This window comes from Lacinutrix jangbogonensis (assembly GCF_000797445.1).
Classification (GTDB): domain Bacteria; phylum Bacteroidota; class Bacteroidia; order Flavobacteriales; family Flavobacteriaceae; genus Lacinutrix; species Lacinutrix jangbogonensis.
Map to the genome: position 1 here is coordinate 157,619 of NZ_JSWF01000019.1, position 15,130 is coordinate 172,748.

At 31.7% G+C, this 15,130-nt stretch carries 14 protein-coding genes; 6 read left to right on the top strand and 8 right to left on the bottom strand.

All coding sequences use genetic code 11. From position 1 onward, the window contains the following. Nucleotides 1–158: 158 nt before the first annotated feature. The 5 genes from RH82_RS04730 to aroC form a co-directional block, all read right to left on the bottom strand. The gene (locus RH82_RS04730) at nt 159–989 is read right to left on the bottom strand and encodes a sulfurtransferase (protein WP_034058531.1); all 831 of its coding nucleotides are present in this window, start codon (nt 987–989) and stop codon (nt 159–161) included. Nucleotides 990–1,192: 203 nt separating this feature from the next. Continuing rightward, nucleotides 1,193–2,512: a dicarboxylate/amino acid:cation symporter gene (locus RH82_RS04735; protein ID WP_034058534.1), complete on the bottom strand. Its 1,320-nt coding sequence runs from the start codon at nt 2,510–2,512 to the stop codon at nt 1,193–1,195. Nucleotides 2,513–2,574: 62 nt separating this feature from the next. Further along, nucleotides 2,575–3,144, bottom strand: coding sequence for a hypothetical protein (locus RH82_RS04740; RefSeq protein ID WP_034058536.1), 570 nt, complete (start codon nt 3,142–3,144; stop codon nt 2,575–2,577). Nucleotides 3,145–3,163: 19 nt separating this feature from the next. Continuing rightward, a complete protein-coding gene (locus tag RH82_RS04745; protein WP_241148007.1) occupies nt 3,164–3,421 on the bottom strand; it encodes a hypothetical protein in 258 nt (85 codons plus the stop codon). A gap of 7 nt (nt 3,422–3,428) precedes the next feature. After that, nucleotides 3,429–4,487 (bottom strand): chorismate synthase, encoded by a 1,059-nt coding sequence (gene aroC, locus RH82_RS04750; RefSeq protein ID WP_034058542.1) that lies wholly within the window; start codon nt 4,485–4,487, stop codon nt 3,429–3,431. 116 nt (nt 4,488–4,603) lie between these two features. Between aroC and RH82_RS04755 the strand changes: the two genes are divergently transcribed. Further along, a complete protein-coding gene (locus RH82_RS04755; protein WP_034058544.1) occupies nt 4,604–5,467 on the top strand; it encodes a hypothetical protein in 864 nt (287 codons plus the stop codon). Between the two features lie 40 nt (nt 5,468–5,507). On the opposite strand, the gene RH82_RS04760 is transcribed toward RH82_RS04755, so the two are convergent. Next, nucleotides 5,508–8,432, bottom strand: coding sequence for an FAD-binding and (Fe-S)-binding domain-containing protein (locus tag RH82_RS04760; RefSeq protein ID WP_034058546.1), 2,925 nt, complete (start codon nt 8,430–8,432; stop codon nt 5,508–5,510). 108 nt (nt 8,433–8,540) lie between these two features. Between RH82_RS04760 and RH82_RS04765 the strand changes: the two genes are divergently transcribed. The 4 genes from RH82_RS04765 to RH82_RS04780 all read left to right on the top strand — a co-directional run bounded on the left by RH82_RS04765 (nt 8,541) and on the right by RH82_RS04780 (nt 11,757). Next, nucleotides 8,541–9,029, top strand: coding sequence for a hypothetical protein (locus RH82_RS04765; protein ID WP_034058548.1), 489 nt, complete (start codon nt 8,541–8,543; stop codon nt 9,027–9,029). 150 nt (nt 9,030–9,179) lie between these two features. Continuing rightward, entirely contained in the window at nt 9,180–9,698 is a 519-nt protein-coding gene (locus tag RH82_RS04770; protein WP_034058550.1) for an OmpH family outer membrane protein, read from the top strand. A 74-nt stretch (nt 9,699–9,772) separates the two neighbouring features. Further along, nucleotides 9,773–10,666: a sugar phosphate nucleotidyltransferase gene (locus tag RH82_RS04775; RefSeq protein WP_034058551.1), complete on the top strand. Its 894-nt coding sequence runs from the start codon at nt 9,773–9,775 to the stop codon at nt 10,664–10,666. Beyond that, entirely contained in the window at nt 10,660–11,757 is a 1,098-nt protein-coding gene (locus RH82_RS04780; protein WP_034058552.1) for a phosphotransferase enzyme family protein, read from the top strand. The genes RH82_RS04775 and RH82_RS04780 overlap by 7 nt, the downstream gene beginning before the upstream one ends. Here RH82_RS04780 and RH82_RS04785 read toward each other — a convergent pair. Continuing rightward, nucleotides 11,740–13,143, bottom strand: coding sequence for a Gfo/Idh/MocA family protein (locus RH82_RS04785; RefSeq protein WP_034058554.1), 1,404 nt, complete (start codon nt 13,141–13,143; stop codon nt 11,740–11,742). The two genes, RH82_RS04780 and RH82_RS04785, sit on opposite strands and share 18 nt — an antisense overlap. A gap of 131 nt (nt 13,144–13,274) precedes the next feature. Between RH82_RS04785 and RH82_RS04790 the strand changes: the two genes are divergently transcribed. Next, entirely contained in the window at nt 13,275–13,844 is a 570-nt protein-coding gene (locus tag RH82_RS04790) for a hypothetical protein (protein ID WP_034058555.1), read from the top strand. A 63-nt stretch (nt 13,845–13,907) separates the two neighbouring features. Here RH82_RS04790 and bshA read toward each other — a convergent pair whose 3' ends face one another. Beyond that, complete coding sequence (gene bshA / locus RH82_RS04795) at nt 13,908–15,053, bottom strand: N-acetyl-alpha-D-glucosaminyl L-malate synthase BshA (RefSeq protein WP_034058557.1); 1,146 nt, start codon at nt 15,051–15,053, stop codon at nt 13,908–13,910. Nucleotides 15,054–15,130: the final 77 nt, after the last annotated feature.

A 15,130-nucleotide genomic window follows, 5' to 3' on the forward strand; every position in this document is an offset into this window, starting at 1 on the left:
TAGTCTAGACTTTAGAAGCTTCAGTTAATGGTTACTGAAAGGATAGGTATTAGTTTTGAGACTTTTTTTAGGTTGATTATCGATACAACTAGTGTGTTCCTCTTAAATCATTAGAAAGGTTAAGTTTATGTTTAAAATAGAGGCTTTTTTGTATTAATCTATGCTATTGTTAAACTCCCGTACTCTGTCCATGAACCGTCGTAAACACTGTTTTTATAACCAGCAACAGTCGCCGCTAATGCTAAAACAGAAGCTGTAATTCCAGAGCCACAAGAAAACACCAAATGCTGGTTTTCTTTTGCTAGACTAGCAAAAATAGATTTTAATTCTGCCTTAGATTTTAGCTTATTACTATTTAAAACTTGGTTAAAAGGGAGGTTTGACGATGATGGTATTGTTCCACGTCTTAAGCCATTTCTAGGCTCTGCGACAATACAATTAAAACGATCACTAGATCTTGCATCAATAATTTTATAAGTGTCATCTTTAGAAATGGATTCTAAAGATTCGAAAGTCACAGCATTACTCGATTTGTATTCTGCTTTAAAGTTTCCTTTATTATGTGTTTTGTGTATTGCTTTATCTTCTAATGGAAAACCTTTAGTTTTCCATTCTGGTAAACCACCATCTAAAATAGCAACGTTTTTAAAGCCAAAGGTTTTAAACAACCACCAAGCTCTTGCACTAGAATAAATACCTAGAGCGTCGTAAATAACAATCGTAGAATCATTATTTACACCTAATGCTTGCGTATTTTCTTCAAATTGTAATTCTGAAGGAATTGTATTAGGAAATGGCGCATTACTAACACTAAATTTTTTCTTAATATCGAAAAATTGAGCACCAGGAATTTGAGTATTTGATAAAGCCGAAATATTACCAACAACTTTAGAAATTGTAGCATCGAAAACAAGTAGGTTTTCATCCTGTAAATGATTGTTTAACCATGCTACAGAAACTATATTTTCTAATGTTGTGATTTTTGACATATAATTTATTATTTCAAAATACTTTTGCTCTACTTCCTGCTAAAGCATTAGGTTAATAGTCGTAGTGAAAATTCAGGATATCTTAAAATAATGAGAGACCCTCTGATTTGTTCTTAACAATATTTAAATATATTGAGATCCTTCGACTACGCTATGGATAAGGGATTTACTACGTTTTTTTAAATAAAAAATGTGTTTTCTGCTTACTTTACAGCATCATAATTATCATCCCATTCTTTTGGTTTAGGGTCGTGTAGCTTTCCTAAAGATTTAGCAACTATCATAGAAACTGTAGCGTCTCCAGTAACGTTTACAACTGTTCTACACATATCTAAAGGTCTATCTACTGCAAAAATTAATGCCAATCCTATTGGTAATAATTCCGCAGGAAAACCAATAGATTCTAAAACAATTACTAGCATAACCATTCCTGCACTTGGTACAGCAGCACTACCAATTGAGGCTAATAACGCTGTGGCAACAATAACTAATTGGTTAGTAAATGTTAAACCTTCTGGCCAAATAACTTGCATAATAAACACTGCAGCAATACCTTGGTATAAACTGGTTCCATCCATATTTACTGTTGCTCCAACAGGTAATACAAAACCAGAGACTTCTTTATCCACACCTAAATGTTCTTCCACACGCTCCATAGTTACAGGTAACGTTGCAGCACTGGAACTTGTTGAAAAAGCTAATAATTGAGCTGGTGATATTTGTCTTAAAAACCAAAGTGGTGATTTTTTGGTATATACTTTAATTAGAATTAAATAGAAACCAATCATTAGTGCTAAACCTGCAACAACACAAAAAGCATAGTTTAATAGTTTTAATAGGATTTCGGTGTCGTCGAAGGCAATAATTACGTTTGCCATTAATGCAAACACTGCGTAAGGAGCAAATAGCATGATTAAATCTACCATCTTCATTACGACTTCATTTAACGAGTCGAAAAATTTTATTAATGGTTTTGCCTTTTTCTTCGGAATTAATAGTAAGCAAATACCAACAAATAATGCAAAGAATATAATCTGAAGCATTTTTGCTTCTCCTAAAGAAACAAATATATTGCTTGGAAAAATATCTACTAAAGCCTGTAATGGTCCTGCATCATTTTGAGCTGTGGCTTTTGCTAATTTGTCTGTAACACCAGCATCATTCTCATATTTCATTTTAATTTTCTCAATAGTTTCTTGAGACATTCCAGCTCCCGGTTTAACCGTGTTTACTATAGTTAAACCAATAACAATGGCAATTAGTGTGGTCCCTATATAAATAGCAATGGTTCTTAATCCCATTGTTTTAATTTTAGAAATGTCTTTTAAATCTGAAATTCCTTTAATTAAAGAGGCTAGAATTAACGGTACAGCAATTAGCTTTAATAGGTTAATAAATATTTTTCCAAAAGGTGCTATCCAATCTGAAACAAATTCTTTTCCATCATAAGCATTCATAATGAATCCAAAGATGATACCTAATACCATTCCTATTATAATTTTCCAGTGTAGTGCTAGTTTCATACCGTTTTTTATTTATTTCCGCGAAGGCAGAAATCTTATTAATTAGTTAGTTAGTTAGTTAGTTAGTTAGTTTTTCTTCCTATTATTTTATGCCTCCAAACTTCATAAAGATTACAATCTGCATGTTGTTCTTCTGGATTATTAATTGGCAATTCTTTCAATATTTTTTTAGCTTTATCATATTCAGAGATTAGCCCATAAGCGTTTAAATCATTTGGCAAAAAGGTCTCGTCAAAACCACCACAGTTAGTTAAAGCACTAACATCTCCTCCTATTCCGATTAAATCATAGCCTATAAAATCATACGTAGTACTTAAATCTGCTTTCTCTTTTGTTGGTTCTTTAATTACAGCTAATAAATTAAAGAATTCTAAATGATTAACTTTACTTAAAACATATTCTAAATTATTGAAAAAGAACATGACCATGCCGTTTTCAGTAACCATATATTTCCACTCTTCCGAAGCGTCTAAATCGGGTATAAATGCTAATCCATTTAAAATTCCATCCAGTGAAACTAGTTCTTTTAAATGATTTATTTCAGAGAACTTTTTATACTCCTCCCAACTGAATCCGTTTTTATTATCTGAGTCATACGTTTTTAGCGCTGTATAGTAAATATCAAGTTTCATTCGAACTATTATTGCAAAATTATAAGAAGATTAAAGATATGATAATAATGGTAATCATTAAATAGGATATAAAACCATAAGCTCGAGCTAAAGAAGATTCTTTCTGTTTTCTTTGAAACCCAAATTTTTCAAACCTTTCTTCTTCAATCTCATTAAATCTATCTGTATTCTCAAAATCCCAATCACCTTTTTTTCTAAAAGGAAGCAGAAAAAACGTCAACCATTCAGAACTTGTTAATGGCTCATCCTTTCGTTTTTCTTTATTCCGTTCTCCCAAATTCAACTTAATACATCTTATTCAGCAACCAAAAATCGGCTAAAACCAAAGCAGCCATTGCTTCAACGATAGGCACTGCTCTTGGTAAAACACAAGGATCATGTCGTCCTTTGCCTTGCATTTCTACTGTATTGCCATCCTTATTTATTGTCTCTTGTTTTTGCATTATTGTGGCCACAGGCTTAAAAGCAACTCTAAAATAAATATCCATTCCGTTACTTATTCCGCCTTGAATTCCACCAGATAAATTGGTTTTGGTTGTGCCATCGTTGTGATACAAATCGTTATGCTCACTACCTTTCATTTTAGCGCCACAAAAACCACTTCCATATTCAAACCCTTTTACAGCATTTATAGAAAGCATAGCTTTTCCCAAATCTGCATGTAATTTATCGAAAACGGGCTCACCTAAACCTACCGGTACATTTTGTATAACACAAGTAATTGTACCACCAATAGTATCGCCTTCTTTTCGTATTTCTTTAACGCGAGCAATCATTTTTTCTGCAATGTCTTGATCTGGGCACCTAATGTCGTTAGATTCTATTTTAGAGAAATCTAAATCTTGATAGGGTTTATCAATAAAAATGTCTCCAACCGAAGACGTAAACGCATTAATTTTAATATCCTTTAATACTTGCTTAGCAATCGCTCCTGCAACGACTCTACTTGCTGTTTCTCTTGCAGAACTTCGCCCACCACCACGATAATCGCGATGACCGTATTTTTTATCGTACACATAATCTGCATGACTAGGGCGATAAGAATCTTTAATATGCGAATAATCATTAGATTTCTGATTAGCATTTTCAATAACAAATCCTATAGGAGTTCCTGTAGTTTTACCTTCAAATATTCCAGATAAAAACTTGACTTCGTCTGGTTCTTTACGTTGGGTAACAATAGAAGATTGACCAGGTTTACGTCTATTCATTTCATTTTGAATCGCTTCAAAATCTAATACTATATTTGAAGGACAACCATCTATTACTCCACCAATGGCAATGCCATGAGACTCACCAAATGTGGTGAGATTAAATAGTTTTCCAAAGGAATTTCCTGCCATAAAAATTTAATTTACGCTAATGTAAAAGTTATATTACAGAAACAAAAATTGTGCATTACTTTATTAAATATTCTTTTAAATATTTTACATTTACAGAAAATATTTAAATATTTATTATGAAAAGATTAAACGCATTTTTTATCCTATTCACAGCACTACTATTTGTTTCATGTAGTAGTAATGATGATAGTACACCTGAGCCAGTTGCTGTCCCATTATTAACTGGGAATTATTTTCCTTCTAATTTAAACGATTTATGGATTTATAATGTAGAAAGTACTAATTCTGAAGATGCCACTTTGGATTTTACTGAAACAGATTTACTTACTGTAAATTCTACAACAGGAAATAACTTTACTTTAGAAGCTAATAATGGAACAACTCCTTCCAATGGTACTATGAGCACGTTTTTAGTTAATGGTAATTTAACGAGAACCGATGATAGCTTATTATATAATGGTAGTATTGAAGTGCCTGAAGAGCTTTCAGATTTTTTTGACACCGCTATTGTTATTAATAATGCGGAATTATATAACTTAAATGCTGCTGTTAATGAAGAATTATTTACTAATTCTGGATCTGAAACTGAAACTTTAGATTTAAATGGAACTATGATTCCATTAACTATAAATTATACGCTTTCGACAACAAAATTAAATTCTAGCAATACTTTGACGGTAGATGGTGAAGTTTTTAATGATGTTATAAAATCTAATATGAGTTTAAACATGGAAGTTACTGCTACTTTTAGTGTATTAGGGCAGCAAATAACTAGAAGTGTTTTAGATGCTCAAGATGTAATGTCTATAGATTATTATTTCTCTAAAAATGTTGGTCTTATAAAAGCAGATGCAACACAAGGTTATACTATTAATGCTTCTTTTATTTTATTTTTAGAAGGATTAAGTATTGATATTGGTTTACCAACTAGTGTTACTATTACTAACAACCAAGAGATAGATGGTTACCTTTTAAACTAATTAAAGCAGTCTACTTAATAACAAATCACCTAATTTAAAGTTAGGTGATTTGTTGTTTTAAAGCAGCTCTCAATACACTAATTGGGTGTAGCGCATGACGTTGCGTGCCGTCCTTTATTTGATGCCTGCAACTTGTTCCATTTGCAGAAATAGTTGTTTCTGAATCAGCATTTCTAATAGCGGGAAACAATGTTTGCTCTCCTATTTGCATACTTATATCGTAATGTTCTTTTTCGTAACCAAAACTTCCTGCCATACCACAACAACCACTCGGTATAATGGTTACTTTATAGTTTATAGGTAGATTTAAAACATTGAAACTATGTATTTGATTGCTAATTGCTTTTTGGTGGCAATGCCCATGAAATTTAATAGTTTTTACTTCGGAAGTGAATTGAGAAGCTTTAATGTTTCCTATAGCAATTTCATTACTTAAGAACTCTTCAATTAAATAAGTATGTGTTGCTATTGTTTTTGCTGAAGTATTATCGTCTGCTAATTTGAGATACTCATCTTTAAATGTTAAAATTGCTGAAGGTTCAATACCCAAAAGTGGAGTTTCGTTTGAAATGAGATCTTTATAAATTTCAACATTTTTATTTGCTGCTTTTTTAGCGTGCTCTAATAATCCTTTTGATAAAAAAGCACGTCCAGATTCACTGCTTTTTATCAACTTCACTTCGTAATTTAACGCTTGTAAAAGTGTAATGGCATCTATTCCAATTGGAGTATCTAAATAGTTGGTGAACTCATCGTTAAATAAATACACTGACTTAATGTATTTACTATTAACTTCTTTATTTTTAATAACTTGATACTCTCTATATAAACTTTTACTTGAAATTAAAGGAAGACTTCTTTTACTAGAAACACCTATAGCTTTTTTAAGTACTGAAGACGTAAAACCATTAGAAAACATAAAGTTTGTGAGTCCAGAAAATTTACTTCCAATAGTATTTAATGCGTTGTTGTAAGCAAATAATTTTGTTCTTAAAGGCACACCATTAACTTTCTGGTATTGGTATTCAAATTCTGCTTTTAAAGTGGCAACATCAACACTACTTGGACATTCACTTCCGCAAGCTTTACAGCTCAAACATAAGTCGAAAACATCTTTTAATTCTTCATGATTAAATTTATTTGCCTTTTCTGAGTGTGTTAAATATTCGCGTAATGCATTTGCTCTCGCTCGTGTGGTATCTTTTTCGTCTCTTGTAGCACGATAACTTGGACACATTGTACCGCCAAATTCGGGAAGTTTTCTACAATCACCAGAGCCATTGCATTTTTCTGCTTCACGCAAGATGCCTTGAGACCCAGAGAAATCAAGTAAAGTCTCTATTTCAGGTTCTACTCTATCTACTTGATAACGCAGGTTTTTATCCATTGGAAATGCGTCTACAATTTTTCCTGGATTAAATATGTTTTGTGGATCGAAAGTAGATTTAATACGTTTTAAAAATTGGTAATTTACATCACCAATCATGTAATTCAAGAACTCTGCACGTACAATACCATCACCATGTTCACCACTAAAGGAGCCTTTATATTTTTTAACTAAAGCGGCGACATCTGTTGTTATTTTTCTAAATAACGTTACATCTTCTCCTTTTTTTAGATTCAATATTGGTCGTAAATGAATTTCTCCTGCTCCAGCATGCGCATAATACACAGCTTCTTGTTTGTAGCCTTTCATTAATAAAGTAAATTCCGAAATGTAATTAGTTAAATCTGGTAGCGCAACAGCAGTATCTTCTATACAAGCCACGGCTTTTTTATCGCCTATAATATTCCCTAGTAAACCTAAGCCCGCTTTTCTAAGTTCGTTTGCTTTATCTGTGTCTTCATTTTTCAAACTAATATTCGCATAACTTAAACCAGATTCCTCTAATGTCTTTATTAGTTTATTGGCCTGAGTCTGTACATCTTCAAAATTTTCGGCTTTTACTTCACACATTAAGATGGCTTCAGGATCACCAGATATAAATTGCCTGTTTTCAGTTTGTGTTTTATTGTTTTTTGTACAATCTAATATGGTTTTATCCATCATTTCACAAGTAAACAAATTATGCTGCATTACTGGCTCTACAGCTTTTAAACAATCATTAATAGATCTAAAATGTGCTGCAACCATAATACTTTCACTTGGCGGCAGTTTGTCTAGTTTTAGAGTAATTTCTGTACTAAAAGCTAAAGTACCTTCGCTACCAGTAAGTAATTTACAAAGATTAAAAGCTTCAGATGTATTAACAAGTTTATCTATAGCGTAACCTGTATTCCTTCTATGTATTTCTGGTTTTGGAAAGTTGTTTAGTATTTCATTTTTTGCACTTTCAGAGGACAATTCATTTGTAATCATCTTGTAAATATGACCTTCCAGACTATGTAATGCTGTTTTATTTTGAAGTGCTTCTTGAGATAATTTCGAAAAAGCAACTTCACTTCCGTCACTTAAAATGGTTTTAAGAGCTATTACTTTATCTCGTGTTACTCCGTATTGAATTGAAGTCGTTCCTGAAGAATTATTACCAACCATTCCTCCAATCATACAACGGTTTGAAGTTGATGTATTTGGACCAAAAAACAAGCCAAAAGGCTTCAAGTAATTATTAAGTTCGTCTCTAACTACTCCTGGTTCTACTGTAACCGTTTGTGCCGTCTCGTCTATATTTAAAATCTTAGTAAAGTATTTGGAAACATCAACTACAATACCTTTTCCTACACACTGTCCTGCCAAAGAGGTACCTGCTGTTCTGGGTATTACTGAAGTGCCTTGTTTTGTTGCAAATGCTATTATTTTTTTAAGATCATTATTAGATTTTGGGAAAGCAACCGCTAAAGGCAACATACGATAAACAGAAGCATCTGTGGCATAAAGTCGTTTCATTAAATCACTAAAATGCAATTCGCCTTCAAGACTTTTTTCTAAAATATTTAATGCCGAATTATTGATTTTATCGCTCATATTGGTTATCAAATTTAAGACATCTCAACAATTAATAACTATACAATGACGTTATAATTGTGACATATTTTTATGCAAATTGTATTTTTGTAACAAAGAACTGAACAAATGAAAAAAGCATTTTTATTAGTAATAGCTAGTTTAGGATTTGGCATTACCGTAATTGCACAGGAAGTATCTGAAAATGCAATAGGATTAAGGATTGGTGATAGAGATGGCTTTGGAACCGAAATTTCTTATCAACGTGCTTTAGGTGGCAATAATAGATTGGAAGCTGATTTTGGTTGGCGTTCTGGAAATAACTTTGATGGTTTTAAACTCACTGGGATATACCAGTGGGTTTGGGCATTTGATGGTAACTTTAATTGGTATACTGGTGTTGGTGGCGGCGTTGGGTTTTATAGTTTAAAAAACAATGCTGTAGATAATGAAACTTTTGTTTTTACTTCTGGAAATATTGGTATTGAATATAATTTTGATAGTCCGTGGCTATTCTGTTTAGATTTTAGACCTGAATTAGGTCTTGGAGATTTTAGAGATGGTTTTGATATTACTGTAGATTTTGATATTGCTTTAGGTCTAAGATATCAATTCTAATAACTAAAAAATATAGTATTTTTGCAAAACAATTTCAGATATAAATTTGGAATGGTTTTTTATTGCGGCAAGGTTGTTGCTTTTACAATTAAAACAATTCTATAAACATTAATAATATTTGCGCTAATGCGGAAATGAAATAAATTTTCAATGAAACAAAAAACAATACTTTCGATTATTTTATTTAATCTCATAGCTTTTACTGCTTTCGGGCAAACAAATATTAAAGTTGGTTTTGCCGATATTGAATACATTTTAGGAAATATGCCTGAAACAGCAAAGGCTCAAGCGGATTTAGATGTAATATTAGATAAATTACAGAAGACTAGAGACTCTATTGTAACAGACTACAATGTAAAAATGGAAGACTATAAAAAAACTGAAACAACACTTATTGAGGCAGTAAAAAAGAAAACGCAAACTGATTTATTAAGAATAGAACAAGGTATTCAAGGTTTCGAAGTCGATATGCAAACTGCTATAGATTACAAAAAGAATGAACTCCTAAGACCTATTTATAAAAGAATTGGAGAATTAATTAGAACAGTTGCTAAAGAAAATAATTTTACACATATTATTAATTCCGAAATTGATGGAAATAGTATTATATTATATGCTGAAGAAAGCACAGATATTAGTGATCTTGTAATTGCTAAGGCTAAAATGTAATTGCCATTATAATTATAAAAAACACCTCTAATGAGGTGTTTTTTTTGTTTATTTATGTTTGTAATTTTATATAAATGATAGAAAAGAGAACACTTGCAATTATGGCAGCTGGTTTAGGTTCTCGTTTTGGGAGTTTAAAGCAATTATATTCTATAAGTAGTAACAACTATTCAATTTTAGATTATTCTATTTTTGACGCTATTTCTGTAGGCTTTAACACCATTGTTATTATCGTGAGTAAGCAAACACTTGAGATTTTCAAGCAACGTTATACTAGCAAGTTACCAACTGATATTACTATAGAATTTATTGTACAAGAATCATCAATATTAGAAAAAAAATATCCTGAGAGACAAAAACCTTTTGGTACTGGGCAGGCACTTTTAATGCTAAAAACTACCGTGAAAAATAATTTTGCGCTTATTAACGCAGACGATTTTTATGGACGTTCTGCATTTACTCTTATGTATAACGCTTTATTTTCTAATAATAACAATCAGCATTATTTTATTGGATATAAGCTTGGAAATACATTATCTAAAAATGGTTACGTTTCTCGTGGTGAATGTTTTTTAAATAAAAACAATAGTTTAAGGACCATTATTGAAAGAACTCAAATCTATAAAAAAGACCAGGATTTATTTTATAAAAATGCAGATAAATCTGAAATTGAAATACATGAAGAAGCAATTGTCTCCATGAACTTTTGGGGATTTACAGCTACTATTTTTGACTTTGCTGAAGCTGAGTTCAATTTGTTTTTAAATAATTATGGCAATAATAACACAAAAGAATTTTATATAGCTACTGTGGTAGATGCCTCTATTAATAAGTCAACACAGCAGTTTACTATGTTGCCTACAGATTCTCAATGGTATGGTGTTACTTATGAAGAGGATGCTATTGAAGTAAAAAAAAGGGTTAAGAAGTTAACTAATGAGAACATTTATCCGGAGTTATTATGGTAGAAAAACTAAAATTAATTACGAATCAGTTTTGTATAGAAGGCATAATTGAAAATATTAGCACTTTAAATTCTGGACACATAAATAGCACTTATCTCGTAACAACAAATACAAATACTAACTTTGTTTTACAGAAACTAAATAGTTATGTTTTTAAAGATGTTGTTGGATTAATTGAAAACAAAATTAAGATTAGCGAATTAATAAATAAAAGACTAAAAGTAATTGACTTAAATATTACAAGTGCTCAATTTGTTAAAAGCGAACGTGGTGATTTTTATGTAAAAGATAAAGAACAGAACTATTGGAATCTTCAAAACTATATTCCTGATGCTATTACTTTCGATAAAGCGCCAAACAAAGATGTTGTTTTTGAAGCGGGTAAACTATATGGAAGCTTTTTAGTTTTAACAGCAAATGCATCAAATTTAGACATTAAAGAAACGCTTAAAGATTTTCATAGTGTTCCTTTAAGATTGAATCAATTTAATGAAGCACTACTTAATGCTTCCGAAGAGAGAAAAAAAGAAGCACAAAATGAAATAGATTTTGTAGTAGAACATCAATCTGAAATGTGCAAACTAGCTACATTAAAAAACGAAAGTGCATTTCCTATAAGAGTTACACATAACGATACTAAGTTATCTAACGCACTATTTGATAAAAACAATAAAGGTCTTGCTATCATTGATTTAGACACAGTAATGCCTGGGATTGTTCATTTTGATTTTGGAGACTCTATTCGCTCTATTTGTTCCAATGCCGAAGAAGATAATGATAATTTCGATACTATAGCAATTCAACTAGATTATTACAAAGCCTATTGTAAAGGTTACGCTATTTACACACAAAAACTATTAACTAAAACTGAAATTAAATATTTACCATTAGGCATTAAAACCATAATCTATATTATGGGATTACGATTTTTAACCGACTTTCTAAACAATGATAAATACTACAAAACAGCGTACAAAAATCATAATCTCGTACGTACGAAAAATCAATTTGCTTTAGTAAAAAGTGTCATTAAAAACTACAATAAGATAATCACTATTACTAATGCTGCTTTTGATTTAAAGGATATCTCTTAAAACTTCAGGTTTACGTTGTTTATCCCACGTTCCACCGGTAAAGTCTGGGATTTTTATGCTAGCACTTTGGTTAGCAACAGATAATTCTGATAAAGGTGTAATAGCGCTCCACATAACACTATCGTATAAATTTATATCAAGAGGTATTCCTTGATTTAAACAGCGAATAAGCCTGTAAACCATTACAAAATCCATTCCTCCATGCCCAACTGCATTAGCATCTATTTGTTCTTTTAGCTTTTTCCAAAGTGGATGATCGTATTTCTCACGATACGTTTTATAATCTTCATCCCTTAACCAGCCATGAGACCATTGCAAATCGTCATGTCCAACATATAAACGCGATGGATAACCTTCGTGCACTGCTTTTGTGCCCGTAACTGTATTTAATCTTGAGTATGGTCTACCTGTATGCGTATCGAACTGGAGCATAATGGTTTTACCCTTCTTTGTTTTAATTAGCGTAGTGTTCATGTCTCCACAAACAAATTCTGGTCCTTTAAAATTTTCCTTTTTTGCAGCAATACTTAGACTTTGCTCACGAGAACTCATACTTACCAAATGGTCGTAATTATCTCCTCTTCCAATATCCATATACATACTTACGGGTCCTAAACCGTGTCCTGTATAAAGGTTAGCATTTGTTGTTTGGTGATGTTTTATTCGCCATTGTTCTTCATAATAAGTGTCATCCAACATGTGTTTACGCAAATCGTGAATGTAGGCTCCTTCTGCATGATTAATATCACCAAAAACGCCTTGATCAATCATATTTAGCACCCAAAGTTCCTCGCCATTAAAGCAACAGTTTTCCATGTACATACAATGCTTTTTTGTGCGTTCTGCAACTTCTATAAGTTCCCAACACTCTTTTAATGTCATTGCCATAGGTTGCTCACAAGCCACATGCTTACCTTGTTCCATGCCGAAAACAGACATCTCTGTGTGGTAATCCCAAGGTGTTGCGATAAGAATTAAATCGATATCATCTCGTTTTGCGAGGTTCTTCCAATCGTCTTTATCTTTAAAATATAACGTCGCTTCTTTATCTTGAATGGTTTTTAAATATTCTTGATTTTTTTGAAGTTTTTTCTCGCTCATATCTGAGAGTGCAACAATTTCGGCATGATTGTTTTTAATTAAATATTCAAACATTTGAATAAGAACACTACCTCTATTTCCCATGCCTATAATTCCAACACGTACTTTACTGATAGCTTCCGTTGATAAATTTACGGCTGTACCCAGTACTTTTTCAGATTTTAGAAGTTGGGCTAGTATTTCTTTTTCAGATTTCTCATCGTTTGCACAAGCAATTAAAGATGGTGTTACACCAAGAAATAAGCCTGCTCTAGCAGTTAGATTAAGGAAGGATTTTCTGTTCATAATACATTGGTTGATTAGAATAGAAAGTTATCATTTATTTTTTGAATTGATTAGTTATTAGAATAAAATAATAAATCAAGTATAAAAATAATTAATATGGATTTTGTTTATTTACGTCAAACACTTTTTACATGAAGAAAGTTGAGCTACTTTTTGTTTTTATTATTGGAATGGGATTCGTTTTTAGATTAATGCATTGGCCGTATGCTAGCGAAATATTAACCTTTGGTATTTTGTTCTTATCTATGCTCTATTTTTGGTTTGGATTCGCATTGCTTAACTCTATGGGATTAAGAGCAGCTTTAAAAAAAGAATCTTATAAGTCTATTTCTAAATTAAGACTATTTGGAGCTGTTGGAACTGGTTTTGTATTGTCATTTGTTGTAATAAACAGTCTGTTTAAATTACAGTTTTGGCCTTATGGACAAGTAAACTTAGGTATTGCCTTATCTTTTCTAGGTTTTCTATTATCAATAGTAATCCTATTATTTTTTATTAAACGCAAACAGTTTTTAAAAGAGAACTATTTAAGGTTCATAATAATTGGTGGATTTGGCCTACTAATATATTCTTTATCGACAGATCAATTGGTAGAGTTATATTATGGAAGTGATCCAGAATATGCCGAAGAATATAAAACGTATATAAAAGATGATAGTCGGAATGCAAAAAGACCAACAAAACCGTTTAAAAGCCAGTAAATAAATAATTTCTTATAAACAACTATCCTCAAGGTTAAGCCTGGAGCAATTCTTTCTGATTAACTATAGTTTCTGTGTAAATAAACATGTTTTCAGTGTTTCTTCATAAATAGCTTCATATTGTGGTACTATATTATGTATGTCAAATTTACTTGCTTGTGCTCTAGCATTTAGCTTAAGTTTAGACAAAAGTGTTTCATCTTTTAAAACCATAATTGCATTTTTACTCATTTCTTCAACATCTCCAACATTGCTTAAATAGCCAGAAAAGCCTTCTTCGTTAACTTCAGGAATTCCACCTGTGTTACTAGAAATTACAGGTACACCAGATGCCATGGCCTCTAAAGCAGATAAACCAAAGCTTTCTGTTTCACTTGGTAACAAAAACAAATCACTAAAACATAGGATTCTATCTATTTCATTACTATTTCCAAAGAAAACTACTTTGTCGCTAATGCCTAGTTTTCTACACAATTGTTCTGCTGGTTCTCGTTCTGGACCTTCACCAACCATCATTAATTTTGCTGGTATTTCCTTTTGAACGTTATAGAAAATTTTGATAACATCTGGAATACGTTTAACCTCTCTTAAATTACTAATATGGGTAATTATTTTTTCGTCATCACTTGCCATCATGGCGCGCTGGCAATCTGTAAAATTGTGATCAAACTTCTTTAAGTCAATAAAGTTAGTGACTACATTTATTTCTTTTTTAATATCAAATAAACGAAGCGTATCATCTTTTAAACTTTGAGAAACTGCGGTAACAGCATCAGATTTATTAATACTAAAGGTTACTGCAGGTTTGTAAAATGGGTGGTTACCAACTAAGGTAATATCTGTACCATGGAGCGTTGTAACAATGGGCACATAAAGATCTTCTTCTCTTAACATTTTTTGAGCCATATAAGCAGCGTAAGCATGCGGAATAGCATAATGTACATGGAGTATTTCAATTTTATGAAGCTTTACCATATCGACTAATTTACTCGATAAAGCCAATTCATAAGGTTGGTAATGAAATAATGGATATTCTGGAACATTAACTTCGTGATAATGAATATTGTTTCCTAAAAGCTCTAAGCGAACAGGTTGGTTATAAGTTATAAAATGAATGGTATGACCACGTTTAGAAAGTTCTAAACCTAATTCTGTAGCTACTACTCCACTTCCTCCAAATGTTGGATAACAAACAATGCCTATTTTCATATTTTATGCCTGCGAATGCAGGTATCTTTTAAATTAAACTTTTAAATTTCCCTCTTTTTTGATTTTCAATTGGAAAA